Annotated in this window: 20 protein-coding genes; 6 read left to right on the plus strand and 14 right to left on the minus strand. The window is 61.5% G+C overall.

Annotated elements, in window-relative coordinates:
* From ccoO (BLU76_RS13530) to ccoN (BLU76_RS13555), 6 genes are all read right to left on the minus strand, one after another.
* Positions 1-609 carry a cytochrome-c oxidase, cbb3-type subunit II gene (ccoO, locus tag BLU76_RS13530; RefSeq protein WP_018925301.1) on the minus strand — a complete coding sequence of 203 codons (609 nt, stop codon included), beginning with the start codon at positions 607-609 and terminating at the stop codon, positions 1-3.
* The gene (gene ccoN, locus BLU76_RS13535; protein WP_063322203.1) at positions 609-2,051 is read right to left on the minus strand and encodes a cytochrome-c oxidase, cbb3-type subunit I; all 1,443 of its coding nucleotides are present in this window, start codon (positions 2,049-2,051) and stop codon (positions 609-611) included. Before ccoN (BLU76_RS13535) ends, ccoO (BLU76_RS13530) begins: the two co-directional genes overlap by 1 nt.
* A gap of 481 nt (positions 2,052-2,532) precedes the next feature.
* Positions 2,533-3,486 (minus strand): cytochrome-c oxidase, cbb3-type subunit III, encoded by a 954-nt coding sequence (gene ccoP / locus BLU76_RS13540; protein ID WP_092148429.1) that lies wholly within the window; start codon positions 3,484-3,486, stop codon positions 2,533-2,535.
* On the minus strand, positions 3,483-3,686 hold the full coding sequence (locus tag BLU76_RS13545) for a cbb3-type cytochrome oxidase subunit 3 (protein WP_092223077.1): 204 nt from the start codon (positions 3,684-3,686) through the stop codon (positions 3,483-3,485). Before BLU76_RS13545 ends, ccoP begins: the two co-directional genes overlap by 4 nt.
* Before the next feature lie 3 nt (positions 3,687-3,689).
* The gene (ccoO, locus tag BLU76_RS13550; protein WP_063322200.1) at positions 3,690-4,298 is read right to left on the minus strand and encodes a cytochrome-c oxidase, cbb3-type subunit II; all 609 of its coding nucleotides are present in this window, start codon (positions 4,296-4,298) and stop codon (positions 3,690-3,692) included.
* 10 nt (positions 4,299-4,308) lie between these two features.
* The gene (gene ccoN / locus BLU76_RS13555) at positions 4,309-5,733 is read right to left on the minus strand and encodes a cytochrome-c oxidase, cbb3-type subunit I (protein WP_060738426.1); all 1,425 of its coding nucleotides are present in this window, start codon (positions 5,731-5,733) and stop codon (positions 4,309-4,311) included.
* Between the two features lie 96 nt (positions 5,734-5,829).
* On the opposite strand from ccoN (BLU76_RS13555), the gene BLU76_RS13560 reads away from it, so the two are divergent.
* On the plus strand, positions 5,830-6,516 hold the full coding sequence (locus BLU76_RS13560) for an alpha/beta family hydrolase (RefSeq protein ID WP_092223079.1): 687 nt from the start codon (positions 5,830-5,832) through the stop codon (positions 6,514-6,516).
* A gap of 98 nt (positions 6,517-6,614) precedes the next feature.
* Here the strand turns inward: BLU76_RS13560 and BLU76_RS13565 are convergent, their stop codons facing one another.
* The 4 genes from BLU76_RS13565 to acnA form a co-directional block, all read right to left on the minus strand.
* A complete protein-coding gene (locus BLU76_RS13565; protein WP_092481403.1) occupies positions 6,615-7,079 on the minus strand; it encodes a hypothetical protein in 465 nt (154 codons plus the stop codon).
* Positions 7,080-7,285: 206 nt separating this feature from the next.
* Positions 7,286-8,851: a methyl-accepting chemotaxis protein gene (locus tag BLU76_RS13570; protein ID WP_063322198.1), complete on the minus strand. Its 1,566-nt coding sequence runs from the start codon at positions 8,849-8,851 to the stop codon at positions 7,286-7,288.
* Positions 8,852-8,937: 86 nt separating this feature from the next.
* Entirely contained in the window at positions 8,938-9,726 is a 789-nt protein-coding gene (locus BLU76_RS13575) for a CPBP family intramembrane glutamic endopeptidase (protein WP_092148417.1), read from the minus strand.
* Between the two features lie 361 nt (positions 9,727-10,087).
* The gene (gene acnA / locus BLU76_RS13580) at positions 10,088-12,829 is read right to left on the minus strand and encodes an aconitate hydratase AcnA (RefSeq protein ID WP_092223081.1); all 2,742 of its coding nucleotides are present in this window, start codon (positions 12,827-12,829) and stop codon (positions 10,088-10,090) included.
* A gap of 172 nt (positions 12,830-13,001) precedes the next feature.
* Here acnA and rlmM point away from each other — a divergent pair, with 172 nt between their 5' ends.
* Both rlmM and tusA read left to right on the plus strand, forming a co-directional pair.
* Positions 13,002-14,075 carry a 23S rRNA (cytidine(2498)-2'-O)-methyltransferase RlmM gene (gene rlmM, locus BLU76_RS13585; RefSeq protein WP_092148410.1) on the plus strand — a complete coding sequence of 358 codons (1,074 nt, stop codon included), beginning with the start codon at positions 13,002-13,004 and terminating at the stop codon, positions 14,073-14,075.
* A 187-nt stretch (positions 14,076-14,262) separates the two neighbouring features.
* Positions 14,263-14,514 carry a sulfurtransferase TusA gene (gene tusA / locus BLU76_RS13590; RefSeq protein ID WP_003183455.1) on the plus strand — a complete coding sequence of 84 codons (252 nt, stop codon included), beginning with the start codon at positions 14,263-14,265 and terminating at the stop codon, positions 14,512-14,514.
* On the opposite strand, the gene BLU76_RS13595 is transcribed toward tusA, so the two are convergent.
* Entirely contained in the window at positions 14,511-15,911 is a 1,401-nt protein-coding gene (locus BLU76_RS13595; protein WP_092148407.1) for an MATE family efflux transporter, read from the minus strand. The two genes, tusA and BLU76_RS13595, sit on opposite strands and share 4 nt — an antisense overlap.
* Positions 15,912-16,228: 317 nt before the next feature.
* On the opposite strand from BLU76_RS13595, the gene pdxB reads away from it, so the two are divergent.
* Complete coding sequence (gene pdxB, locus BLU76_RS13605; protein WP_092148401.1) at positions 16,229-17,371, plus strand: 4-phosphoerythronate dehydrogenase PdxB; 1,143 nt, start codon at positions 16,229-16,231, stop codon at positions 17,369-17,371.
* A 181-nt stretch (positions 17,372-17,552) separates the two neighbouring features.
* Here the strand turns inward: pdxB and BLU76_RS13610 are convergent, their stop codons facing one another.
* Positions 17,553-17,732, minus strand: a complete 180-nt coding sequence (locus BLU76_RS13610; protein WP_003199629.1) for a PA1571 family protein — start codon at positions 17,730-17,732, stop codon at positions 17,553-17,555.
* 249 nt (positions 17,733-17,981) lie between these two features.
* Here BLU76_RS13610 and BLU76_RS13615 point away from each other — a divergent pair, with 249 nt between their 5' ends.
* Positions 17,982-19,763: an ABC transporter transmembrane domain-containing protein gene (locus BLU76_RS13615; protein ID WP_161951739.1), complete on the plus strand. Its 1,782-nt coding sequence runs from the start codon at positions 17,982-17,984 to the stop codon at positions 19,761-19,763.
* Between the two features lie 119 nt (positions 19,764-19,882).
* On the opposite strand, the gene BLU76_RS13620 is transcribed toward BLU76_RS13615, so the two are convergent.
* A complete protein-coding gene (locus tag BLU76_RS13620) occupies positions 19,883-21,811 on the minus strand; it encodes a transglycosylase SLT domain-containing protein (protein WP_092223083.1) in 1,929 nt (642 codons plus the stop codon).
* 213 nt (positions 21,812-22,024) lie between these two features.
* On the opposite strand from BLU76_RS13620, the gene BLU76_RS13625 reads away from it, so the two are divergent.
* Positions 22,025-23,935, plus strand: a complete 1,911-nt coding sequence (locus BLU76_RS13625) for an ATP-binding cassette domain-containing protein (protein ID WP_092148392.1) — start codon at positions 22,025-22,027, stop codon at positions 23,933-23,935.
* A gap of 133 nt (positions 23,936-24,068) precedes the next feature.
* On the opposite strand, the gene BLU76_RS13630 is transcribed toward BLU76_RS13625, so the two are convergent.
* Positions 24,069-24,509 (minus strand): universal stress protein, encoded by a 441-nt coding sequence (locus tag BLU76_RS13630; protein ID WP_063322188.1) that lies wholly within the window; start codon positions 24,507-24,509, stop codon positions 24,069-24,071.
* Between the last annotated feature and the right edge of the window lie 71 nt (positions 24,510-24,580).

Genomic DNA, 24,580 nt, shown 5'->3' on the forward strand with positions numbered 1-24,580 from the left:
TCACCGTTTGCTTTTGATGATGGTGCCCAGGCCTTGCAGATAGGCCACCAGCGCGTCCATTTCAGTCTTGCCCTTGACGGCATCCTTGGCACCGGCGATGTCTTCGTCGGTGTAAGGCACGCCCAGGGTGCGCAGGACTTCCATTTTCTTGGCGGTGTCTTTGCCGTCGAGCTTGTTTTCTACGAGGAACGGGTAGGCTGGCATTTTCGACTCAGGCACCACGTTGCGCGGGTTATACAAGTGCGCACGCTGCCAGTCGTCGGAGTAGCGGCCGCCAACGCGGGCCAGGTCCGGACCGGTACGCTTGGAACCCCACAGGAATGGGTGGTCCCAGACGCTTTCACCGGCGACCGAATAGTGGCCATAGCGTTCGGTTTCGGCGCGGAACGGACGGATCATCTGCGAGTGGCAGCCGACACAACCGTTGGCGATATAGATGTCACGGCCTTCCAGTTCAAGGGCGGTACGTGGCTTCATGCCTTCGACCGGCTTGTTGGTCACGTCCTGGAAGAACAGCGGGACGATCTGGGTCAGGCCGCCGATGCTGACGGCAATGACCATGAAGAAGGCCAGCAGGCCGATATTCTTCTCTACTGCTTCGTGCTTCATCAGTGAGCTCCAACTACGGCGATCTTGGCGGCGGCTTCAGCTTCAGCCGGGTCAGAGGCACGAACGGTGCGGTACACGTTGTAGGCCATGAGCAGCATGCCGCTGGCGAAGAACGCGCCGCCCAGGGCACGCACGATGAAGCCAGGGTGGCTGGCCTGCAGCGCTTCGACGAACGAGTAGGTCAGGGTGCCGTCGTCGTTGATTGCACGCCACATCAGGCCTTGGGTGATGCCGTTGACCCACATCGAGGCGATGTAGAGCACGGTACCGATGGTCGCGAGCCAGAAGTGCGCGTTGATCAGGCCGGTGCTGTGCATCTGCGCACGACCGAACAGTTTCGGGATCATGTGGTAGATGGCGCCGATGGAAATCATCGCCACCCAGCCGAGCGCACCAGCGTGCACGTGGCCGATCGTCCAGTCGGTGTAGTGGCTCAGGGAGTTGACGGTCTTGATGGCCATCATCGGGCCTTCGAAGGTCGACATGCCGTAGAACGCCAACGACACCACCAGGAAGCGCAGGATCGGGTCGGTGCGCAGCTTATGCCAGGCGCCCGACAGGGTCATCATGCCGTTGATCATGCCGCCCCAGCTTGGTGCCAGCAGGATGATCGACATCGCCATGCCCAGGGACTGCGCCCAATCCGGCAGTGCGGTGTAGTGCAGGTGGTGCGGACCTGCCCAGATGTACAGGGTGATCAGCGCCCAGAAGTGCACGATGGACAGGCGATAGGAATAGATCGGACGCTCGGCCTGTTTCGGCACGAAGTAGTACATCATCCCCAGGAAACCGGTGGTCAGGAAGAAACCCACGGCATTGTGGCCGTACCACCACTGGATCATCGCATCGGTCGCACCCGAGTAGGCCGAGTACGACTTGAAGAAGCTGACCGGCAGGGAAGCGTGGTTGACGATGTGCAGCATGGCGGTCACGACGATGAAGGCACCGTAGAACCAGTTACCGACGTAGATGTGCTTGGTCTTGCGCTTGACGATGGTGCCGAAGAACACCAGACCGTAGGTCACCCAGACGATGGCCAGCAGGATAGCCAGGGGCCATTCCAGCTCAGCGTATTCCTTGGTGGTGGTGTAACCCAGTGGCAAGGTCACGATCGCACCGACGATGACCGCTTGCCAGCCCCAGAAGGTGAAGGCGGCGAGGCTGTCGGAGATCAGTCGCGTTTGGCAGGTTCGCTGCACGACGTAATAAGAAGTGGCAAACAATGCACAACCACCGAAGGCGAAGATCACCAGGTTGGTGTGCAGCGGGCGCAGGCGTCCAAATGTCGTCCATGGCAGATCGAAGTTCAACTCCGGCCAGACCAGTTGCGAGGCGATGAAGACACCGAGCCCCATGCCAAGGATCCCCCAGACCACCGTCATGATGGCGAACTGGCGGACTACCTTATAGTTATAAGCAGTCGGACTGATTGCTGTGCTCATTCTAAGGTTCCACGGTTTGGGTGTTTTATTAGGATAAAAATCGGTCGCAAGTATGGAGAAAGCGGGGGGTCATTGCAACGCGCCATGACCTGGGTCAATGCTTTCCAAAGCTGATTCTGCGGCCTTTCCATGTTCCGTGTAGGGACAAAATTGGCCCTCGGCAAAATGTCGCAACGAAGGAAAGAGGCGAGGGGGTCGGGTCGGTTGTAACGGGGTGTGTTCAAACACGGCGTTCGGGTGATGCCAGGCAACTGTCGCAACAGCCGGTATTCACCTGCCTTTGCGGCCTTTTTGACGAACGATTGTCGAACGCATCGGGTCGGGTCGACCTGAAACCGGCAGTCGCCAGCGCACGCAAAGGCAAGCTTAGACCCGATTCCGGGGAACCGAAAGAAAGACTATGGGAGGGTGCGACAATGCGTCGCGCAGGGACACGGAGCAGCCGCATCCAGACGGATACGGCTGTTCACGCGGTCAAGATTTATTCGCTTTTGTGTTCGGCTTGCAGGCGCTCGGCACCGGCGGTGTGGGACAGGCTGTAGACGTAGGCGGCCAGCAGTTGCACCTTGTCATTGCCCAACAACTCATTCTGCGCTGGCATATGGCCCTGGCGACCATGGCGAATGGTCTGTTGCAACTGGGCCAGGCTGGTGCCATAGATGAAACCGGCCGGTTGCGTCAGGTTCGGCGCGCCCATGGCTTCGGTCCCTTGGCCGTTGGCGCCGTGGCAGGCGACGCAGGTGGTGTTGAAGGCCTGCTGTCCGGCCTGCAGATCGGCACCGCTGTCTGCCGGCAACGGCAGGCCGGCCAGGTCGTGGCGTACATACGCGGCCACGTTCTTGACCCCGGCGTCCCCCAGTACTTCGCCCCAGGCGGGCATCGCCGCCATGCGACCGCCCATGATGGTGGCCTTGATGGTGTCGGCAGCACCGCCCCAACGCCAGTTGCTGTCGGCCAGGTTCGGGAAGCCAAAGGCACCCTTGGCGTCCGAGCCGTGGCAGACCGAGCAGTTGGAGGCGAACAGGCGGCCCCCCATCTTCAAGGCCTGTGGGTCCTTGGCCACTTCCTCCACGGGCATGGCGGCGAATTTGGCGAAGATCGGTCCGAACTTGGCATCGGCCTTGGCCATCTCCTTTTCCCATTCATGGGCGCCGGTCCAGCCGTTCTCGTAGCCTGGCAGGATGCCTTTCCAGTTGCCCAGGCCGGGATAGAGGACCAGGTAGCCGACGGAAAACACCAGGGTGCCGGCGAACAACAGGAACCACCACTGTGGCAGCGGGTTGTCGTACTCCTCGATGCCGTCGAAGCTGTGGCCCATGGTCTGGTCGACGCTGCCCTTGGTCTCGCCCTTGCGAGTGCCGATCAGCAACCACGTCAGGCCGATGAGGCTGCCGATGGTCAGTACGCAGATCCACGTACTCCAGAAGGTGGTCATGGCCGGGTACTCCTTGTTGCAGGGTCTTGGGGGGGGGCGATGTCGGCAGCTGGCTCGTCGGCGAACGGCAGCAGGCGCGCTTCGGCGAACTCTGGACGACGTTTGCTGCTGAATACCCACAGGGTCAGGCCGATGAAGGCGATGAACACCACGACCGTGCCCAGGCCGCGGATCATTCCAGTACTCATTTCAAGAACCATGGCTCACCTCTTGCTCTTGATGGCAGTGCCGAGCACTTGCAGGTAGGCCACCAGCGCGTCCATTTCGGTCTTGCCCTTGAGCGAGGCCACGCTGGCGGTGATGTCGTCATCGGTGTACGGCACGCCCAGGGTGCGCATGGCGCGCAGCTTGCCTTCGGTGTGGCTGCTGTCTACCGCTTGGGTCACCAGCCACGGGTAGGCCGGCATTTTCGACTCGGGCACGACGTTGCGCGGGTTGTACAAGTGGGCGCGGTGCCAGTCATCGGAGTAGCGCGCGCCAACCCGGGCCAGGTCCGGCCCGGTGCGCTTGGAGCCCCACAGGAATGGGTGGTCCCAGACGCTTTCACCGGCGACGGAGTAGTGGCCGTAGCGCTCGGTCTCGGCGCGGAACGGACGGATCATCTGCGAGTGGCAACCGACGCAGCCTTCACGAATGTAGATGTCACGGCCTTCCAGTTGCAGGGCGGTGTAGGGCTTCATGCCGTCCACCGGTTTATTGGTCACGTCCTGGAAGAACAGCGGCACGATCTGGGTCAGGCCGCCAATGCTCACGGCCAGGACCATCAGCAGCATCAGCAGGCCGACGTTTTTTTCGATTGTTTCGTGTTTCATGGTGGACTCCTCAGGCCATCTGCGCGGCAGCGGCGGCTTCGGCAGGCTGGTAGGCCCGCACGGTGCGCCAGGTGTTGTAGGCCATCAGCAGCATGCCGAGGAGGAAGATCGACCCGCCCGCCAGCCGCACGACGAAGCCTGGGTGACTGGCCACCAGGGTTTCGACGAAGGAGTAGGTGAGCGTGCCGTCCTCGTTCACCGCACGCCACATCAGGCCCTGGGCGATGCCGTTGACCCACATCGAGGCGATGTAGAGCACGGTGCCGATGGTCGCGAGCCAGAAGTGCGCGTTGATCAGCCCGATGCTGTGCATCTGTGGCCGGCCGAAGACTTTCGGGATCATGTGGTACAGGGCGCCGATGGAAATCATTGCCACCCAGCCGAGTGCGCCGGCGTGTACGTGGCCGATGGTCCAGTCGGTGTAGTGGGAGAGGGCGTTGACGGTCTTGATCGCCATCATCGGACCTTCGAAGGTCGACATGCCGTAGAACGCCAGGGACACCACCAGGAACCGCAGGATCGGGTCGCTGCGCAGCTTATGCCAGGCGCCCGACAGGGTCATCATGCCGTTGATCATGCCGCCCCAGCTTGGCGCCAGCAGAATCAGCGACATCACCATGCCCAGGGACTGTGCCCAGTCCGGCAGCGCGGTGTAGTGCAAGTGGTGAGGGCCGGCCCAGATGTACAGGGTGATCAGGGCCCAGAAGTGCACGATGGACAAGCGATAGGAATACACCGGGCGCTCGGCCTGCTTCGGCACGAAGTAGTACATCATCCCCAGGAAGCCTGCGGTGAGGAAGAAGCCCACGGCGTTGTGGCCGTACCACCATTGCACCATCGCGTCCGTGGCCCCGGCGTAGACCGAGTAGGACTTGGTGAGGCTCACCGGCAGTTCCAGGTTGTTGACGATGTGCAGGATCGCCACGGTCAGGATGAACCCGCCGAAGAACCAGTTACCAACGTAGATGTGCTTGGTGTTGCGCTTGGCCACGGTGCCGAAGAACACAATCGCGTAGGCAACCCAGACGATGGTGATCAGAATGTCGATCGGCCATTCCAGCTCGGCGTATTCCTTGGAACTGGTGTAGCCCAGTGGCAGGCTGATGGCCGCCAGCAGGATCACCAGTTGCCAGCCCCAGAAGCAGAACGCGGCGATTTTCGGCGCAAACAGCTGAGTCTGGCAGGTGCGCTGCACCGAATAGAACGAACTGGCGAACAACGCACAGCCACCGAAGGCGAAGATCACCGCGTTGGTGTGCAGCGGGCGCAGGCGGCCGAAGCTGGTCCAGGGCAAATCGAAGTTGAGCTGTGGCCAGACCAATTGGGCGGCGAGAAAAACCCCGAGCCCCATGCCGACGATGCCCCACACCACCGTCATAATGGCGAATTGGCGGACCACCTTGTAGTTGTAGGCGGTACTGATAGAAGTGTTCATGGTTCCCCATCCACGGTTCAGCCGAAGTGAGCGCCTGCGCAAGGCAGTGCGGCGTTCTTCGCCTGGAGTTATAGGCAGACTAAAAGCGAGATCAGCATGGACAAACAGCACAAGGCCAGTATTGACGGGGATCAATGGGTGCGGTGTGTGGCCGAACACGGTTGGCTATGGACGGCCGCGCGGTCGGGCGCCAGTGCCGAGGCGCCGACCCTGATCCTGGCCCACGGCGCCGGTGCACCGATGGACAGCGGATTCATGGAGGAAATGGCTGCGGGCCTTGCCGCGCATGGGGTCAACGTGCTGCGCTTCGAGTTTCCCTACATGGCCCAACGACGTTTGGATGGGGGCAAGCGCCCACCCAATCCGGCACCGAAGCTGCTGGAATGCTGGCGACAGGTGTACGCCACGGTGCGGCCTTATGTCGCTGGGCGGCTGGCCATTGGCGGCAAGTCCATGGGCGGGCGCATGGCGAGTTTGCTGGCCGATGAATTGGGCGCCGACGCGCTGGTGTGCCTGGGCTATCCCTTCTATGCGGTGGGCAAGCCGCAGAAACCGCGGGTCGAGCACTTGGCGACGTTGAAGACCCCCACCTTGATCGTCCAGGGCGAGCGCGATGCGTTGGGCAATCGGGAGGCGGTGCAGGGGTATGAATTGTCACCGGGCATCGAGGTGATGTGGTTGGTGGCGGGGGATCATGACCTGAAACCGCTGAAGGCTTCGGGGTTTAGTCATGAGCAACATATGGAGGCGGCGGCGCTCAGGGTGACAAAATTCCTTGAGTAACCTTTTGCCTGACTGTCACCGTCCCATCGCGAACTGACCTGCTGCAATTTTTACTTCCTGGAATTGCGCTTGCTCGCGATGGATCATTCAGACCGTAACTAATTTTTCATGTCATCCCGGATTAAGTCGAATGTCCCCGTCGGGTGCATGTCGTACCCATCGGTGTTGAAATGAGCGGTGAAATTGCCCTTCGCGGTTCCACCCACAGGATCGAGCCTGATAGTCAATTCTGCGCTGTCAGCGCGGACCGATTGAAACCAGCCGGGCTGACCAGGAATCGAATGCGTGTGACGGAAGGAGAAGCCGCCTTCTAATGTGTAACTCGCGTCCATCACTTCCTCGCTGACATAATCAACCCCAATTTGGAAATAGAAATAATCACCAGTACTTGGGTAGTCGGCAGTGCCGGTAAGGAACCAGGTGTGCTCTCTTGGGGGCGGAGAGAGACGCAGTAAGAAAGACGTAGATCTTGCATGAACGAGCGTAGGGCCGAGGTACCAAGAAAAGGATCCGTTGAGCCGCTGGTGCTCGTCTTTGGGAAAGTAGAAGTCATGAACTTTCATGTGAAAGAACCTCATTGCTAATCGTTTTTATGAAATGTTCTCCCTTGTTGCATTTGCACTTTAACAATGTGGCGATTGCGGTCTACTGTCAGAGTTGACAGGTCACGACAAAACCTCATCGCGAGCAGGCACGCGTGAGCGGCCTTCCAGGCGGCAAAAAACCCGGAAGCCTACGCTGTCCGGGTTTTTTGTGAGGCAGGCATCTGTCAGCGGTTAAACCGCTCCACCAATGAATACTGCGTATTGGCCGTGCGGGTCAGCTCTTCGCTGAGCAGCGCCGAGCTGTGGGCCTGGCCGGAGGTCTGGTCGGCCAGTTCCGAGATATTGCTGATGTTGCGGCTGATCTCCTCGGCCACTGAGCTTTGCTCCTCGGTGGCGGCGGCGATCTGGGTGGTCATGTCCGTGATGTGGGCCACCGCTTCGCTGATCCCCACCAGAGCCTCGTCCGCTTCCATGACCCGTGCCACGCCTTCTTCGGCCTGGCGATGGCCAGCGTCCATGGTCTGCACGGCGTTGGTGGCGGTCTGCTGGAGTTTGGCGATCAGGGCGTGGATCTGCCCGGTGGATTCGCTGGTGCGTTGTGCCAGTTGCCGCACTTCGTCAGCCACCACGGCAAAGCCACGGCCCATCTCCCCGGCACGGGCCGCTTCGATGGCGGCGTTGAGGGCCAGCAGGTTGGTCTGGTCGGCGATGCCTTTGATCACGTCCACCACGCCACCGATCTCGTCGCTGTCCTTGGCCAGTTGGGTCACGGTCTGGCCGGTTTCGCCGACCACCACCGACAGGCGCTCGATGGCTTCGCGGGTTTCGCCAGCGATGTCGCGGCCGCGGCTGGTCAGGCGGTTGGCTTCCTGGGTGGCATCGGCGGTGCGCTGCACGTGGCTGGCGACTTCCTGGGTGGTTGCCGCCATCTGGTTGACGGCCGTGGCGACCTGTTCGGTTTCCACCCGCTGGCGCTCCAGGCCGCTGGAACTGTTATGGGCCAGGGTATTGGACTGGCGAGCCTGGTCGTTAAGGTGCTCGGCGGTGTCCTGCAGGCGGGTCAGGCAGGTTTTCAGGCGTGCTTCCTGGCTGAGGATCGACATCTCCAGGCGTGCCTGGACGCCGCGGCTGTCGGTGTACATCCGGGCGATCAGCGGGTCGGACGTGGTTTGCTCGGCCAGGCGCAGCAGGCGCTTGATCCCGCGTTGCTGCCATTGCAGGCCCATCAGCCCCAAGGGCACCGACAGCACGGCCGCCAGGGCAAAGCCCCAGGACGAATCCAGGAACGCGCCGACGACGAAACTCAACTGGCTGACCAGGATAAACGGTAGCCAGTCCTGCAGCATGGGCACCCATTTGTCGCTGCCCGGAACCGCGGACTTGCCTTGGTTGATGCGTTGATAAAGCGCTTCGGCCCGAGCGATCTGTTCGGCGGAGGGCTTGACCCGCACCGATTCGTAGCCGACCACTTGATTGCCCTCGAACACGGGCGTGACATAGGCATTGACCCAGTAATGGTCGCCGTTCTTGCTGCGGTTCTTGACGATGCCCATCCATGGCAAGCCTTGTTTCAGCGTACCCCACATGTGTGCGAACACTGCGGATGGGACGTCGGGATGGCGCACGAGATTGTGCGGTGAACGAATCAGTTCTTCCTTCGAATACCCGCTGATGTCAACGAACGCGTCGTTGCAGTAGGTGATCACGCCCTTGGCATCGGTGGTCGAAATCAATCGTTGTTGGGCCGGGAAGGTCCTTTCGCGTTGTGTGACGGGTTGGTTGTTACGCATGTGTGTTGATCCGCAAGGCTTTGAAAGGCTATGAAAGGTTGTCGGCGGTGTCAGGTTTTAATTGAAGTTATTTTTGCCTGTCGCTATCACGCCAGCATCGGGTAGGTAAATAGGGCGAAATGAAGCAGATTGAGAAGAAAATGCGTAGCAATCGCCGCGCCCAGACCGCCAAAACGATACGCCAGGCCGTAGCCGACCCCCGCCAGGCCCGACAACAGCACCCATTGCCAACCTGCGCCAGCGTGTACCAGGCCGAACAGCAGCGAGGTCAGGAGCAGCGCCAGGTTGTCGCCGTAACCCAGGTGTTTGAAGCGTCGGCTCAAGCCTCCCTGAATGTAGCCACGAAATAGCGCTTCCTCCACAAGCGTCACCAATAAAAGATTATTGAGCACCCACAACCAGGCGTGTTCCGGCCATTTTGGTGCCCAGTGGATCATGCCCAGCAGCATCGCCCCGCCGAGGGCCAGCACCGCGCTCAGCGCCAGCCCCAGGGCCGTGGCGTAGACCGACAGGCGAAGTGACCGCTGGCCGACTATCCAGGGGCAGGCCAGCAGCAGCCAGAATCCGATCAGGGGCTTGTCCTGGTTCAGGTACATGGCAAATGGCGCGGCGTCGTCGGTCAAGCGTTGCGCCGGGATCGCCCGCCCGTTGAAGAAGCCGGGCATCCAATGCAAGGCCAACGCCAGGGCCAGTACCACAAATAGAATGTGACCGAGAAACCGGCCGATTGGCATGGGTTGCTGGCGAACGGCATATCCGGCGAACAGCAATAGCGCGACTGAGATGAGGGCGGTCCAGGCCAACTGGCCGTAGGCCAGGGCCAAGCCATAGCCGATGGCGAGCATGGCCAGGTAGGGCCAGGGTAAAGCGGGCATACAACATCCTTTTAGACGGTAGAGCTTTGGGCGAAAGTGGCCGCCGCGTCTATGACGCTGCCATATTGCGCAAAGAGCACGTTTTGTATCCATGCAGGTTCATGCGTAGGAGGGGGCAAGCCGTTGGCTGACTCTGTTCCGTGATTGCCGACGGGATTATAGGCGGGCTCGTGCAAAAACGCCGCTTGTTAAAACGCTAATGACGGTCAGTAAGCCACAGGACCTGTGGAGCGAGCTTGCTCGCGATAGGGGCTTGTCAGTCAACATCGATGTTGGCTGTTCTACCGCTATCGCGAAAGCTTGCTCCCACAGAGGGGCTTGTTTTTCACTGACCCGTGTTCGCTGTAAGAGACGGGTCTTTCTAGCCGGCAATCAATTGCCGCAACACATAGTGAAGGATTCCGCCGGCCTTGAAATATTCCACTTCATTCAAGGTATCGATCCGGCACAACACTTCGATTCGCTCCCGGCTGCCGTCCTCGCGGGTAATGACCAAGGGCAGGTTCATGCGCGGCGTCAGTTCGACGTCATTGAGCCCGAGGATGTCCAGGGTTTCCTTGCCCGTGAGGTTCAGGCTCTTGCGGTTCTGGTCGAGCTTGAACTGCAACGGCAGCACGCCCATGCCCACGAGGTTGGAGCGATGGATACGCTCGAAGCTTTCGGCGATCACCGCCTTGACCCCTAGCAGGTTCGTGCCCTTGGCTGCCCAGTCCCGGCTCGATCCGGTGCCATATTCCTGGCCGGCGATCACCACCAGCGGCGTGCCCATTGCCTGGTACAGCATGGCGGCGTCGTAGATCGGCATTTTTTCGCCACTGGGAATGTAGATCGTGTTGCCGCCTTCTTCGCCGTCGAGCATTTCGTTGCGAATGCGGATATTGGCGAAGGTGCCGCGCATCATCACCTGGTGGTTGCCACGCCTGGAACCGTAGGAGTTGAAGTCTCGCGGTTCCACGCCTTGTTCGCGCAGGTAGCGACCGGCCGGGCTGTCCGCCTTGATGTTGCCGGCCGGGGAGATGTGGTCGGTGGTGACCGAGTCTCCCAGCAGCGCCAGGATCCGGGCGCCTTCGACGTTCTTGACGGCCGGTGGCGGCCCGTCGATGGCGTCGAAGAACGGCGGATGCTGGATGTAGGTCGAGTCGTCCTGCCAGACGTAAGTCGCCGCCTGCGGCACTTCGATGGCTTGCCATTGCTCGTCACCGGCAAATACGGCGGCGTATTCCTTGTGGAACATGCTGGTGTTGACCTGGGCGACGGCGGTGGCCACTTCCTGGCTGCTGGGCCAGACATCCCGCAGGTACACCGGCTTGCCGTCCCGGTCGTTGCCCAGCGGCTCGCTGCTGATGTCGATGCGCACGGTGCCGGCCAGGGCATAGGCGACCACCAGCGGTGGCGAAGCCAGCCAGTTGGTCTTCACCAGTGGGTGCACCCGGCCTTCGAAGTTGCGGTTGCCCGACAACACCGAAGCCACCGTCAGGTCGGCTTTCTGGATGGCTTTTTCGATGGGCTCCGGCAACGGTCCGGAGTTGCCGATGCAAGTGGTGCAACCATAGCCCACCAAGTCGAAACCGAGTTTATCCAGGTATTCGGTCAGGCCGGCCGCCTTGTAGTAGTCGGTGACCACCTTGGAACCCGGGGCCAGGGAGCTCTTGACCCAAGGCTTGCGGGTCAGGCCTTTCTCCACGGCTTTTTTCGCCAGCAACCCGGCGGCCATCATCACGCTGGGGTTGGAGGTGTTGGTGCACGAAGTAATGGCGGCAATCACCACCGCGCCGTTTTTCAGGCGATGGGTGTGGCCTTCGAATTCGTATTCGGCTTCGCCCACCTGGTCGGCATTGCCCACCGCGACGCCACCGCCACCTTCACTTTCCAGGCGACCTTCTTCTTTACTGGTGGGTTTGACCTGCAACCCCAGGAAGTCGCTGAAAGCCTGGCCGACATTTGGCAGCGAAACCCGGTCCTGCGGGCGCTTCGGTCCGGCGAGACTGGCCTCGACGCTGCCCATGTCCAGCTCCAGGGTGTCGGTGAACACCGGTTCCTGGCCGGGCAAGCGCCACAGGCCCTGGGCCTTGCAATAGGCCTCCACCAATTTCACCGTTTCCGCTGGACGTCCCGACAGGCGCAAGTAGTCCAGGGTCACCTCATCCACCGGGAAGAAACCGCAGGTGGCGCCATATTCCGGCGCCATGTTGGCGATGGTGGCGCGGTCGGCCAGGGGCAGGTCGGCCAGGCCGTCGCCATAGAACTCGACGAACTTGCCCACCACGCCTTTCTTGCGCAGCATCTGCGTGACGGTCAGCACCAGGTCGGTGGCGGTGATGCCTTCGCGTAGCTTGCCGATGAGTTTGAAGCCGATGACCTCGGGGATCAGCATCGACACCGGTTGGCCGAGCATGGCGGCTTCCGCCTCGATCCCGCCGACACCCCAGCCCAGCACGCCAAGGCCATTGATCATGGTGGTGTGGGAGTCGGTGCCTACCAGGGTGTCCGGGAACGCATAGGTGCGGCCGTCTTCCTCTTTGGTCCACACGGTGCGGCCCAGGTATTCGAGGTTGACCTGATGGCAGATGCCAGTGCCCGGCGGCACCACGCTGAAGTTGTCGAAGGCGCTCTGGCCCCAACGCAGGAAGGCGTAGCGTTCGCCGTTGCGTTGCATTTCGATGTCGACGTTCTGCTCGAACGCCTGGCTGCTGGCGAATTTGTCCACCATTACCGAGTGGTCGATCACCAGGTCCACCGGTGACAGCGGGTTGATCCGCTGGGGATCACCGCCGGCCTTTTCCACGGCGGCACGCATGGCGGCCAGGTCGACCACGGCGGGGACGCCGGTGAAGTCCTGCATCAACACCCGTGCCGGGCGGTATTGGATCTCTCGGTCGGATCGGCGCTCTTTCAGCCAACCGGCCAAGGCCTTGAGGTCGGTGCTGGTGACGGTTTTTTCATCTTCCCAACGCAGCAGGTTTTCCAGCAGCACTTTCAGCGACATGGGCAGCTTGTCCAGGTCGCCGAGGCTTCGGGCGGCCTCCGGCAGGCTGAAATAGTGGTAGGTCCTGGCGTCGACTTGCAGTGTTTTAAGGGTTTTCAGGCTATCGAGGGACGGCATTGCAATCACTCCTTTAAGTCCGCACGGCTACGGACTGACGGAACGGACAGAGCCTTTAACCTAGCCCTGTTTTGAGCGTATGACTAATCACTGGACTCTATGGGCAGGTTCGCGGTTCCGAACTCCGCTATCATGCGGCGGTTTTCGTGACAGGCTTTGCTACGGAGTTTCAATGAACACGCTTTTCATGCACTGCCGGCCGGGCTTCGAAGGCGAGGTCTGTTCCGAGATCGCTGAACACGCGGCCCGACTCAACGTTGCCGGCTACGCCAAGGCCAAACCGGCCAGTGCCTGCGCTGAATTTGTCTGCACTGAAGACGACGGTGCCGAGCGGCTGATGGGTGGTCTGCGTTTCGCCGAACTGATTTTTCCGCGCCAGTGGGCGCGGGGTACTTTCATCGATTTGCCGGAGACCGACCGCATCAGTGTCATCCTGGCCCACATGGCTGCTTTCCCGACCTGCGGCAGCCTGTGGCTGGAAGTGGTGGATACCAACGACGGCAAGGAACTGTCGAACTTCTGCAAGAAATTCGAAGGCCCCTTGCGCAAGGCGCTGATTGGCGCCGGCAAGCTGGTGGACGATCCGCGCAAGCCGCGCCTGCTGCTGACATTCAAGAGTGGCCGCGAAGTGTTCCTGGGCCTGGCCGAATCCGATAACTCGGCCATGTGGCCCATGGGCATTCCCCGCCTGAAGTTTCCCCGGGAAGCGCCGAGCCGTTCCACCCTCAAGCTTGAAGAGGCCTGGCACCATTTCATTCCCCGGGACCAGTGGGACGAGCGCCTGCACAGTGACATGACCGGCGTGGACCTCGGCGCGGCACCGGGTGGCTGGACCTGGCAACTGGTCAACCGTGGGATGCTGGTGACGGCCATCGACAACGGACCGATGGCTGAAAGCCTGATGGACACCGGCCTGGTGCAGCATTTGATGGCAGACGGCTTCACGTTCAAACCCAAGCAGCCGGTGGACTGGATGGTCTGTGACATCGTCGAGAAGCCAGCGCGTAACGCGGCGATGCTGGAAGAATGGATCGGCGAGGGTCATTGCCGCGAGGCGGTGGTCAACCTCAAGCTGCCGATGAAGCAACGGTACGCCGAGGTCAAGCGCCTGCTCGAACGCATCGCCGACGGTTTCAAGGCGCGGGGCATCAAGGTCGAGATCGGTTGCAAGCAGCTATACCACGACCGTGAGGAAGTGACCTGCCATTTGCGGCGGTTGGATACGAAGAAACCGAAGTCCCGTTGATGCTGTCTTGAACAGCTTTTGTGGCGAGGGAGCTTGCTCCCGCGGGGTTGCGAAGCAACCCCGATCCAAAGAGCGACGACTGCTGCGCAGCCGAGCGGGAGCAAGCTCCCTCGCCACAGGGATGGATGCAGGTCTGTTAAGGGCGCCGACATTGCGCGACAATGCCGGCCAGTTTCAGGAGTAGAACATGAGTGAAATGAACGACACGCCGGTCGACGGCACGCTGGATGCCACGGGCCTCAATTGCCCGGAACCGGTGATGATGCTGCACCAGCACATCCGCGACCTGGCCCCCGGTGGCCTGCTGAAAGTCATCGCCACCGACCCGTCGACCCGCCGCGACATCCCCAAGTTTTGCGTGTTCCTGGACCACGAACTGGTGGCCCAGCAGGAAGAGGCAGGCACCTACCTCTACTGGATCCGCAAGAAGCTTGCTTAAGCCGTCGAGCGGCTGATGCGGATCTGCTTGCGCGCGCTGCGGGCCAGACGGATCGACAGCATCAGCGCCGCGCAGCTCAAGCCCACGATCAAGCCTTGCCACAAGCCACTCGGGCCGCTGGCCACACCGAGCCAGTCGGTCAGGCCCAGGGCGTAACCCACTGGCAGGCCGATACCCCAATAGGCGAACAGCGTCAGGATCATCGTCACCCGGGTGTCCTGATAGCCGCGCAACGCGCCCGCCGCCGTGACCTGGATCGCATCGGAAAACTGAAACAGCGCCGCGTAGACGATCAGCATCGACGCCACCTCGATCACCACCGGGTCGGCGGTATAGATCGCGGCGATGGGGCCGCGCAATGCGAACATCAGGCTCGCCGACAGGCAGGCGTAGGCCAGCGCCGTGCCCATGCCCACCCCCGCTGCGAAGCGCGCTTCACGGGGCTGAGCGCGCCCCAGGGCCTGGCCGACCCGCACCGTCACGGCCATGCCCAGGGAGTAGGGGATCATGAACACCAGGGAACTGAAGTTCAGTGCGATCTGGTGCCCGGCCACCACCGTGGCGCCGAGGCTGCCGATCAGCAGGGCAATCACTGCGAAAATACTCGACTCGGCAAACACCGCGATGCCAATCGGCAGGCCGATGCCCAGCAGGCGCTTGATGACCGCCCATTGCGGCCAGTCGAAACGGCTGAACAACCGGCTCGACTGATAGGCCGGTGCCCAGCGGGCCCAACCGGCCATGCCCAGGGCCATGACCCACATCACGATGGCCGTGGCCCAGCCGCAACCGACCCCGCCCATGGCGGGCACGCCCAAGTGCCCGTAGATGAAGATGTAATTGAGCGGAATGTTCAGCGCCAACCCGCACAGCCCCAGCACCATCGCCGGCCGCGTGCGTCCCAGGCCGTCGCTGAAGCAGCGCAGTACGTGGTACAGCGCCACGGCTGGCAGGCCCGTGCCGATGCCGCGCAGGTATTCCATGCATGGGCCAATCAATTCGGGGTCGACATTCATGATGTGCAGGATCGGTTCGGCGCTGAACAGCGCCAGTGAGGCGATCAACCCCACCACCAATGCCAGCCACAGCGCCTGGCGCACCAGCGGGCCGATCTCGGCGAACGTGCCGGCACCGAAGCGTTGGGCAACTTTCGGCGTGGTCGCCAGCAATGTGCCGGTCATCAACAGGAACACCGGCACCCAGATCGAGTTACCCAATGCCACCGCGGCCAGGTCCCGTGGGCCGACGCGACCGGCCATCACCGCATCGACGAACCCCATGGCGGTGGTTGCCAGTTGCGCCACCATGATCGGCAAGGCCAGGGCCAGCAAGGTCCTGAGTTCCAGGCGAACGCGGGCCGGGCGGGAGAGGGTGGTGGTATCGATTACAGGGTTCACAGGCGAAGCGTCCGAAAAGATTAAGCGCAAGGCGGCGAATTCTACGCCTTGACACAGTGGTCAGGAAAAAACCTGTGTTGTGGATTTGTAATTGCTCGCTCCCTTGTATCCAGCCTGTACTCTTTGGACCGGGAACAGGGTGACCCGTGGCGAGGGAGCTTGCTCCCGCTCGGCTGCGCAGCAGTCGTCGCTCTTTGGATTGGGGTTGCTGCGCAACCCAGCGGGAGCAAGCTCCCTCGCCACAACATCATTCACTGAAGGAATGCACGGAGTTACTGGAACGCCTACACTGCCTACCCCGCCAAAGGAGCTTTGCCATGCTGATCGTCGCCGACGAAAACATCCCCCTGCTTGATGCATTTTTCCAAGGATTCGGCGAAATCCGCCGGGTACCGGGCCGGGGGATCGACCGGACGATGGTCGAGCAAGCCGACGTGCTGCTGGTACGTTCGGTCAGCCAGATCAATCGGGCTCTGCTGGAAGGCAGCAAGGTGCGCTTCGTCGGCACCTGCACCATCGGCACCGATCACTTGGACCTGGATTATTTCGCCGAGGCCGGTATTCGCTGGGCCAGCGCGCCGGGCTGCAATGCCCGTGGCGTGGTGGACTATGTGCTGGGCAGCCTGATGACCCTGGCAGAAATCGAAGGTGCGCAACTTGAGCAACGAACCTTCGGTGTGGTCGGCGCAGGCCAAGTGGGCGGGCGGTTGATCGAGGTGCTCAAGGGGTTGGGCTGGACCGTGAAGGTCTGCGATCCGCCGCGTCAGGCTGCCGAGGGGGGCGACTATATGAGCCTGGAGCAGATCATCGAACAGTGCGATGTGATCAGCCTGCACACACCGTTGACCCGCGACGGTGAGCAACCAACCTGGCACCTGTTCGACGAGGCGCGTCTGAACCAGCTCAAGCCCGGGACCTGGCTGATCAACGCGGCCCGCGGCCCGGTGATCGACAACGCCGCGCTGCGCGAAGTGTTGCTGGAACGTGAGGACCTGCAAGCGGTGTTGGATGTCTGGGAGCAGGAACCCACCGTGGATGTGGACCTGGCCGATTTGTGCGTGATCGCGACCCCGCACATTGCCGGTTACAGCCTCGATGGCCGCCAGCGCGGCACGGCGCAGATCTACCAGGCCTTGTGCGCTTTCCTGGAGCGGCCGGTTGAAGTCAGCCTCGGCGACCTGTTGCCTCGACCTTGGCTGGGTGGCATCACCCTGGATGCCGCAACCGACCCGGCCTGGGCCTTGGCGGTGTTATGCCGGAGCGTGTATGACCCCCGTGGCGACGACGCGAACTTTCGCCGCAGCTTGGTTGGAACGGTCAGCGAGCAACGCAGTGCATTCGATGCCCTGCGCAAGCACTACCCGCCGCGGCGGGAAATCGACAGCCTGAAGGTGCGTATCGAAGGGCAGTCGGCGGCCTTGCAACAGATCGTGACGGCGCTGGGTGCCACCGCCCTTTAAGGGGAAATGCTCTTGTGGCGAGGGAGCTTGCTCCCGCTGGGTTGCGAAGCAACCCCAATCCAAAGAGTGACGACTGCTGCGCAGCCGAGCGGGAGCAAGCTCCCTCGCCACAGGTTCCTGCAAAATCAACAGGCATAAAAAACCCGACATCAAGGTCGGGTCCAATTGAAGACGGGCTGTATCACTTTTGTTCGGCAGGCTTGACCAGTCGTTTTTCCAGCTCGCTGCAGGCTTTTTGGATCATGTCTTCGGTGATCGGTACTTCGCGCCCTTGGGCATCGATGAACGAGCAGCCCAGAGACTGGTCCGGTTGCGTGCGGATTACTTGAATCTTGTCGTCGCTGCTGTGTTGCAAGGACATGGCCTGTCTCCTCATCAGGTTGTGTGCCTACTTTAATGTCGCCAGGTGACCGAGCCATGACACTCCTTGTAGGTTCATGGCGACACCTCCACTCAATCAGAAACACAGTTGCGTTTCCAGCCAGACTTTAGACCGATAACATCTAGCCTCTAGTCGTTGTGGTCATATTTAACCTGACTCATTCTGATTCAACTTGGCTCCGCTACGCTTTCGCGTCGCTGGCCGGCCTTTTTCCTGCTGCATTATCGGATGCCCTTGATGCTTTCTTCCCGACATCGCCGTGCCATACGCCTGGCCAGCGGCTTCATCGCCCCTTACCGTAAACAGGTCGCCGGCGCTTTGCTGGCCTTGATTGTCACTGCCGGTATTACCTTGTCCATGGGCCAAGGCATCCGCTTGCTGGTGGACCAGGGCTTCATGACCCGCTCACCGCACCTGCTCAATCAATCCATCGGCCTGTTCATGGTGCTGGTGGTGGGGCTGGCGATCGGTACGTTTGCACGTTTTTACCTGGTGTCCTGGATCGGCGAGCGGGTGGTGGCCGATATCCGGCGGCAGGTCTTCAACCATCTGGTGTACTTGCACCCCGGTTTCTATGAAAACAACCGTAGTTCGGAAATCCAGTCGCGGCTGACCGCCGATACGACCTTGCTGCAATCGGTGATCGGTTCGTCGCTGTCGTTGTTTTTGCGCAACGCCTTGATGGTGGTGGGCGGCATCGTGCTGCTGTTCATCACCAATCCCAAGTTGACCAGTATCGTGGTGATCGCCCTGCCGCTGGTATTGGCGCCGATCCTGGTCTTTGGTCGTCGGGTGCGCAGTTTGTCGCGCCAGAGCCAGGACCGCATTGCCGACGTCGGCAGCTACGTCTCCGAAACCCTTGGCCAGATCAAGACCGTGCAGGCTTACAACCACCAGGTCCAGGACGAACAACGATTCTCCGTGACGGTGGAGCAGGCTTTCGACACCGCCCGCAAGCGCATCGCCCAACGGGCCTGGCTGATTACCCTGGTGATCGTGCTGGTGCTGGGCGCGGTGGGGGTGATGCTCTGGGTCGGCGGCATGGATGTGATCGCCGGGCGGATTTCCGGCGGTGAGCTGGCGGCATTTGTGTTCTATAGCCTGATTGTCGGCAGTGCCTTCGGCACGCTGAGCGAGGTGATCGGGGAGCTGCAACGGGCGGCGGGTGCTGCCGAGCGCATTGCCGAGTTACTGCGTTCGCAGAACATCATCCAGCCACCGGCTTCAGGCCTTGTCACGTTGCCGGAGCGCGTTCGAGGCGATCTGCGCCTCGAAGGCGTGCGTTTTTCCTACCCCTCCCGGCCGGACAGTTATGCGGTCGACGGTCTCGACCTGACCATCAAGGCCGGCGAGACCCTGGCCCTGGTCGGGCCTTCCGGTGCGGGCAAGTCAACGGTGTATGACCTGCTGCTGCGCTTCTACGATCCGGTGCAAGGGCAGATCCTGATCGACGACGTGCCGTTGACTCGACTCGATCCGCTGGACCTGCGCCGCCACTTCGCCCTGGTCTCACAGAACCCGGCGCTGTTTTTCGGCACGGTCGAAGAGAATATCCGCTACGGCAACCCTGGGGCAACGTCCGAGCAGGTGCGTGAGGCCGCGCAGATTGCCCACGCCCACGACTTCATCGAAAAAATGCCCGGCGGCTACCAGACCCACCTGGGCGACGGTGGCCAGGGTCTGTCCGGCGGCCAGCGCCAACGCCTGGCCATCGCCCGGGCATTGCTGGTGGACGCGCCGATCCTGCTGCTGGACGAAGCCACCAGTGCCCTCGATGCGCAAAGCGAACACCTGATCCAGCAAGCCCTGCCCAACCTGATGAAAAACCGCACGACCCTGGTCATCGCCCACCGCTTGGCCACGGTGAAAAACGCTGACCGGATCGCGGTGATGGATCAGGGCAAGGTGGTTGCCGTGGGCACTCACCAGGAGCTGGTCGCCAGCAATGCGCTGTACGCGCGGCTGGCAGCGTTGCAGTTCAATGTGGGGCTGGAGTCGACAGCTGACTGAGAACTGCTCCCGCAAGGTCCAGACAAACCGATCAAAAAAAGCCCGTATCTTTCGATACGGGCTTTTTTTGCTTTTGAGGAACAGCTTGCCGCTTGAAGCTCAACGCTTGCCGCTAACCCTCACTGATCATCGAAATACCGCTCATGCCAGTCCACCAGCGGTTGCGGCGAGTTGAGCTTCTGGCCGTAGATCACCGAGTACGACAACACGTTCTGCACGTATTGGCGGGTTTCGTCGAAAGGAATGCTTTCGACCCAGACGTCGAAGCTCAAGTGGTCGGCGCCGCGCAGCCACTGGCGCACGCGACCGGGGCCGGCGTTGTAGGCCGCCGAGGCCAGGACACGGTTGCCGTTGAACTGGCTGTGGACCTGGCTCAGGTAGGCCGCGCCGAGCTGGATGTTCTTGTCTGGGTTCAACACTTGCTGCGGCGAGGCCAGGGGAATGCTGAACTTGCGTGCGGTTTCCTTGGCAGTGCCGGGCATCAGTTGCATCAGGCCGGCGGCACCGACGCTGGAGCGAGCATCGTCCATGAACGCACTTTCCTGGCGGGTAATGGCGAACGCCCAGCTTGGATGCAATCCGCGGACCTTGGCTTCGCGCACCAGGGTGTCGCGATGGGCCATCGGGAAGCGGATGTCCAGGTCGTCCCAGTACTTGGCCTGGCTGATGGTGCGAATGGCCGGGAAATACCACTTCAGGTCATAGGCCAGTTTCGCCTGGGCGACCATTTCGTCACGGTTGAAATGCCGGCTGACGTGATACCACTCGCGGCGCCCGTCGACGATGTCCCCACGGGCATGAAATTCCAGCGCCCGACGCACGCCAGGGGTGTTGCGCACTTTGTTGATCAGCGCCTGGCTCATCACCAGCGGCTTGTTGACGAGCGAGTACGGTGACTGGGAGCGGTCGGCGGCCAGGAAGCCATAGAAATCTCGTTCACGGGCCAGGTGCTTGTAGAGCGCCAGCGCCTCGGGATTCTGCGGCTGCGCCAATTCCAGCGTACGGGCTTGCCAGTACCGCCAGCGATTGGTGCTCGACAGCGACTCGGGCAGGCGACGGGTCAGTTGGTAGGCATCGTCCCAGCGGGCCAGGCGCAGCAGCAGGCGCAAGCGCCATTCCGAAACGGTGTCATCGCGCAGTTCCGGGTCGTATTTCGTCATCACGTCCAAGGCCCGGCTGTCGAAGCGCTTGGCCAGGGTCAGGCCGATTTCCCGGGCAATCGCAACTTTTTCATCACGGGAAAAATGCATGGTGCTGGCGTAGCCGTCCAGCAGCGCCATGGCCTTTTCCGGATCCTGGCGGGCCAGGCGCCGCAGGCCGAGGCTGACGATGTCGGACATCGGTTCATCGGCCGGGGTGAAGCGCGAGGGCTGGTTGAGCAGCTCGGGTTTTTGCGCCACGTCCACCAGCAGCTTGCCGCGGGGGGCGAGGGTGGTCAGACCGCTGACCAGGCTGTTGGCCAGCGGATAGTTGCGGGCCTGGGCCGCCAGTTTTGTGCGTTCCCAGCGTTTCTGTTCGGTCAACTGGCCCTGGGAGGCCCATAGGCCGAACAAGGCATCGCACGCCTGGGGTTGGGATTTGCCGGAGAGCCACAGCTTTTCGGTATTGGCATAGCCTTCGGCCTTCAAGCCATGGCTGAGCTGGTACTGGGCGTTGAGGCAATCCAGTTCGGTGAAATTGAGCTTGGGGTCGTAATACTTGACGAAGGTCTTCCAGTCACCGCGTTCGGTCAGCCAACGCAGCCAGCGCAACTTCATCCAGTTGGCCTGGGGCAGATCACCGTGTTCGGCGAGGAACTTCTCGATTTCGGCGTTGCTGGCGCTCTTGAGGCGAGCGGTCAATTCGTCGTAGGCCAGGTAGGGTTCCAGCGGATAATCGCGCAGGGCCTGGCTGTAGCGAAAGTAAGGGCCGGAATCACCCTTGGCCAAGGCACGCTTGGCCTCGTCGTAATATTGGCGTTGAGTGGAGATATCCACCGCCTGCGCGGATTGAACGGCAGTGGCACATACAAAAAGACACGATAAAACACTGAAAAGGCGACTGCGCATGAGACGTCCGGGCATAGAAAACATGACAAGCCCAAGGGGTAACCCAGGGTAACTGTCTGTAGCTTAGCCTTTTGCCAGCAGCCGGCGAAAGCTTTGCAGGGCCGCCGGTGCAAGTTCGCAACATTTGTCATGCAGAGTGCTTCGGTGGCGAAATTGGCGGACCCCTGAGGCCTCATCTCAGGTAGAATGCGCGCCCGGTTTTTGGAGAAGCTCATGACCCTGCTCAAATTCAGCGATGTGTCCCTTGCTTTCGGCGCTATGCCGTTGTTGGACAAGGTGTCCTGGCAGATCGCCCGTGGTGAGCGGGTGTGCATCATCGGCCGCAACGGCACTGGCAAGTCCAGCATGATGAAGCTGGTCAAGGGCGATCAGAAGCCCGATGACGGCTCGGTCTGGCGCGCGCCAGGCCTGAAAATCGGCGAATTGCCCCAGGAACTGCCGGTGGCCGACGAGCGGACCGTGTTCGATGTGGTCGCCGAAGGCCTGGACGGTGTCGGCGCGCTGCTGGCCGAGTATCACCACCTGAGCCAGAACATCGTCACCGATGCTGACCTGGACAAGTTGATGCACGTGCAGCACGACCTCGAAGCCCGTGATGGCTGGCGGTTGCAGCAATTGGTCGACAGCACCCTGAGTCGCTTGCAACTGCCTGCCGACAAGACCCTCGCCGAGCTGTCCGGCGGCTGGCGTCGTCGCGTCCTGCTGGCCCAGGCCCTGGTGTCCGAGCCAGACCTGCTGCTGCTCGACGAACCGACCAACCACCTGGACATCGGCGCCATCGCCTGGCTTGAAGAAGCCTTGAAGGACTTCCAGGGGGCGGTGCTGTTCATCACCCACGACCGTTCCTTCCTGCAAAACCTGGCAACCCGCATCCTCGAACTGGACCGCGGCGGCCTGATCGACTGGAACGGCGACTACGCCAGCTTCCTGGTACACAAGGAAGCGGCGCTGGCAGCGGAAGAAACCGCCAACGCGCTGTTCGACAAGAAGCTGGCCCAGGAAGAAGTCTGGATCCGCCAGGGCATCAAGGCGCGGCGCACCCGCAACGAAGGCCGCGTGCGGGCGCTCAAGGCCTTGCGCATGGAGCGCAGCGAGCGTCGCGAGCGCACCGGCAAGGCCAACATTCAGTTGGATACCGCTGACAAGTCCGGCAAGCAGGTCATGGTGCTGGAGAACGTGAGTTTCGCCCACCCTGGCGGTCCGTTCCTGATCAAGGACTTCTCCATGGTACTGCAGCGGGGTGATCGCATTGGCCTGCTGGGTGCCAACGGTACCGGCAAGACCACTTTGCTCAAGCTGATGCTCGGCGGCCTGGTGCCGACCAACGGCAAGGTGGAAGAGGGCACGAAGATCGACGTCGCCTACTTCGACCAGTTGCGCCATCAACTGGACCTGGAAAAGACCGTGATCGACAACGTGGCCGAAGGCCGCGATTTCATCGATATCGATGGCCAGAGCCGTCACGTATTGAGCTACCTCGGCGATTTCCTGTTCAGCCCCCAGCGTGCCCGCACGCCGGTCAAGGCGCTGTCCGGCGGTGAGCGTGCCCGCCTGTTGCTGGCCAAGTTGTTCAGCAAACCGGCGAACCTGCTGGTGCTCGACGAACCGACCAACGACTTGGACGTGGAAACCCTTGAATTGCTGGAAGAGGTGTTGTTGACCTTCAACGGCACCGTCCTGATGGTCAGTCACGACCGGGCATTCCTCGACAACGTGGTCACCAGCACGCTGGTGTTCGAAGGCGAAGGCCTGGTGCGCGAATACGTCGGTGGTTATCAGGATTGGCTGCGCCAGGGCGGCTCGCCGCGTCTGCTGGGGGTCACCGAGAGCAAGTCCGGCAAGGCCGACCTGAATTCGGCGGTGGTCAAGGCCGAGCCTGCTCCGGTCGCCGCCGCGGCCCCAGCGAAGAAAAAGCTCAGCTACAAGCTGCAGCGTGAACTGGAAGCCTTGCCGGGTGAGATCGACGCGAAGGAGCAGCAGATCGCAGCGGTAGAAGCCGAAATGGCTGACGCCGGGTTCTACCAGCGACCTGCTGCCGAAACCGCCAAGGTGATTGCGCACCTGGAGCAACTGCAGGCTGAGCTGGATGCATTGGTCGAGCGCTGGGCCGAGCTGGACGCTTGAACCCGCACGCTCAATGACTGTGGCGAGGGAGCTTGCTCCCGCGGGGCTGCGAAGCGGCCCCTGGCGGTGAGTGCTTCGCACTCAAGCGGGAGCAAGCTCCCTCGCCACAGGTTCAGTGAGTTCCTTGGGTGAATCAGCTGCGCTTGACCAGGTGCACCGCCAGCACGTCGCAAGGCGCGCCATGCAGCACGTCGTTGGCGGTCGAGCCCAGCAGCAACGCCAGGCCATGGCGGCCATGGCTGCCGACGACGATCAGGTCGCAACCCTGCTCCTTGGCCAGGTGATGGATCTCCTGGCGCGGCTGGCCGTAGGTCAGGTGGCAGTTTTCCTTTTTCAGGTCAGGGTACTTCACGATCAGTCGCTCAAGGCGTTCCTTGGCTTGATCGAATTGCTGTTGCTGCAACTGGGAAAGGTCCATCGGCACATCACCACCAAAGGCCATGGCCATCGGCTCGACGATATGCACCAGCGACAGCTTGGTGTCTCTGCCGTCGCACAGGGCGCGAGCGCGTTTGACGACGGGATCGCATTCTTCAGTGAGGTCAACGGCGACCAGAACGTGGTTGTAGTACATGGAAGGCACTCCAGAGAATTGCGATACGGTAAGTATGGCTGGTTTCAAGCGCATTGACGGCGACGTGGCTC

Source organism: Pseudomonas sp. NFACC08-1 (assembly GCF_900106735.1).
GTDB classification, from domain to species: Bacteria; Pseudomonadota; Gammaproteobacteria; order Pseudomonadales; family Pseudomonadaceae; genus Aquipseudomonas; species Aquipseudomonas fluorescens_Q.

What these genes read in the sequence shown, in the direction of transcription:
- ccoO (WP_018925301.1), bottom strand. Translation starts at nt 609, where the DNA reads ATGAAGCACGAAGCAGTAGAGAAGAATATCGGCCTGCTGGCCTTCTTC.
- ccoN (WP_063322203.1), bottom strand. Translation starts at nt 2,051, where the DNA reads ATGAGCACAGCAATCAGTCCGACTGCTTATAACTATAAGGTAGTCCGC.
- ccoP (WP_092148429.1), bottom strand. Translation starts at nt 3,486, where the DNA reads ATGACCACCTTCTGGAGTACGTGGATCTGCGTACTGACCATCGGCAGC.
- BLU76_RS13545 (WP_092223077.1), bottom strand. Translation starts at nt 3,686, where the DNA reads ATGGTTCTTGAAATGAGTACTGGAATGATCCGCGGCCTGGGCACGGTC.
- ccoO (WP_063322200.1), bottom strand. Translation starts at nt 4,298, where the DNA reads ATGAAACACGAAACAATCGAAAAAAACGTCGGCCTGCTGATGCTGCTG.
- ccoN (WP_060738426.1), bottom strand. Translation starts at nt 5,733, where the DNA reads ATGAACACTTCTATCAGTACCGCCTACAACTACAAGGTGGTCCGCCAA.
- BLU76_RS13560 (WP_092223079.1), top strand. Translation starts at nt 5,830, where the DNA reads ATGGACAAACAGCACAAGGCCAGTATTGACGGGGATCAATGGGTGCGG.
- BLU76_RS13565 (WP_092481403.1), bottom strand. Translation starts at nt 7,079, where the DNA reads ATGAAAGTTCATGACTTCTACTTTCCCAAAGACGAGCACCAGCGGCTC.
- BLU76_RS13570 (WP_063322198.1), bottom strand. Translation starts at nt 8,851, where the DNA reads ATGCGTAACAACCAACCCGTCACACAACGCGAAAGGACCTTCCCGGCC.
- BLU76_RS13575 (WP_092148417.1), bottom strand. Translation starts at nt 9,726, where the DNA reads ATGCCCGCTTTACCCTGGCCCTACCTGGCCATGCTCGCCATCGGCTAT.
- acnA (WP_092223081.1), bottom strand. Translation starts at nt 12,829, where the DNA reads ATGCCGTCCCTCGATAGCCTGAAAACCCTTAAAACACTGCAAGTCGAC.
- rlmM (WP_092148410.1), top strand. Translation starts at nt 13,002, where the DNA reads ATGAACACGCTTTTCATGCACTGCCGGCCGGGCTTCGAAGGCGAGGTC.
- tusA (WP_003183455.1), top strand. Translation starts at nt 14,263, where the DNA reads ATGAGTGAAATGAACGACACGCCGGTCGACGGCACGCTGGATGCCACG.
- pdxB (WP_092148401.1), top strand. Translation starts at nt 16,229, where the DNA reads ATGCTGATCGTCGCCGACGAAAACATCCCCCTGCTTGATGCATTTTTC.
- BLU76_RS13610 (WP_003199629.1), bottom strand. Translation starts at nt 17,732, where the DNA reads ATGTCCTTGCAACACAGCAGCGACGACAAGATTCAAGTAATCCGCACG.
- BLU76_RS13615 (WP_161951739.1), top strand. Translation starts at nt 17,982, where the DNA reads ATGCCCTTGATGCTTTCTTCCCGACATCGCCGTGCCATACGCCTGGCC.
- BLU76_RS13620 (WP_092223083.1), bottom strand. Translation starts at nt 21,811, where the DNA reads ATGCGCAGTCGCCTTTTCAGTGTTTTATCGTGTCTTTTTGTATGTGCC.
- BLU76_RS13625 (WP_092148392.1), top strand. Translation starts at nt 22,025, where the DNA reads ATGACCCTGCTCAAATTCAGCGATGTGTCCCTTGCTTTCGGCGCTATG.
- BLU76_RS13630 (WP_063322188.1), bottom strand. Translation starts at nt 24,509, where the DNA reads ATGTACTACAACCACGTTCTGGTCGCCGTTGACCTCACTGAAGAATGC.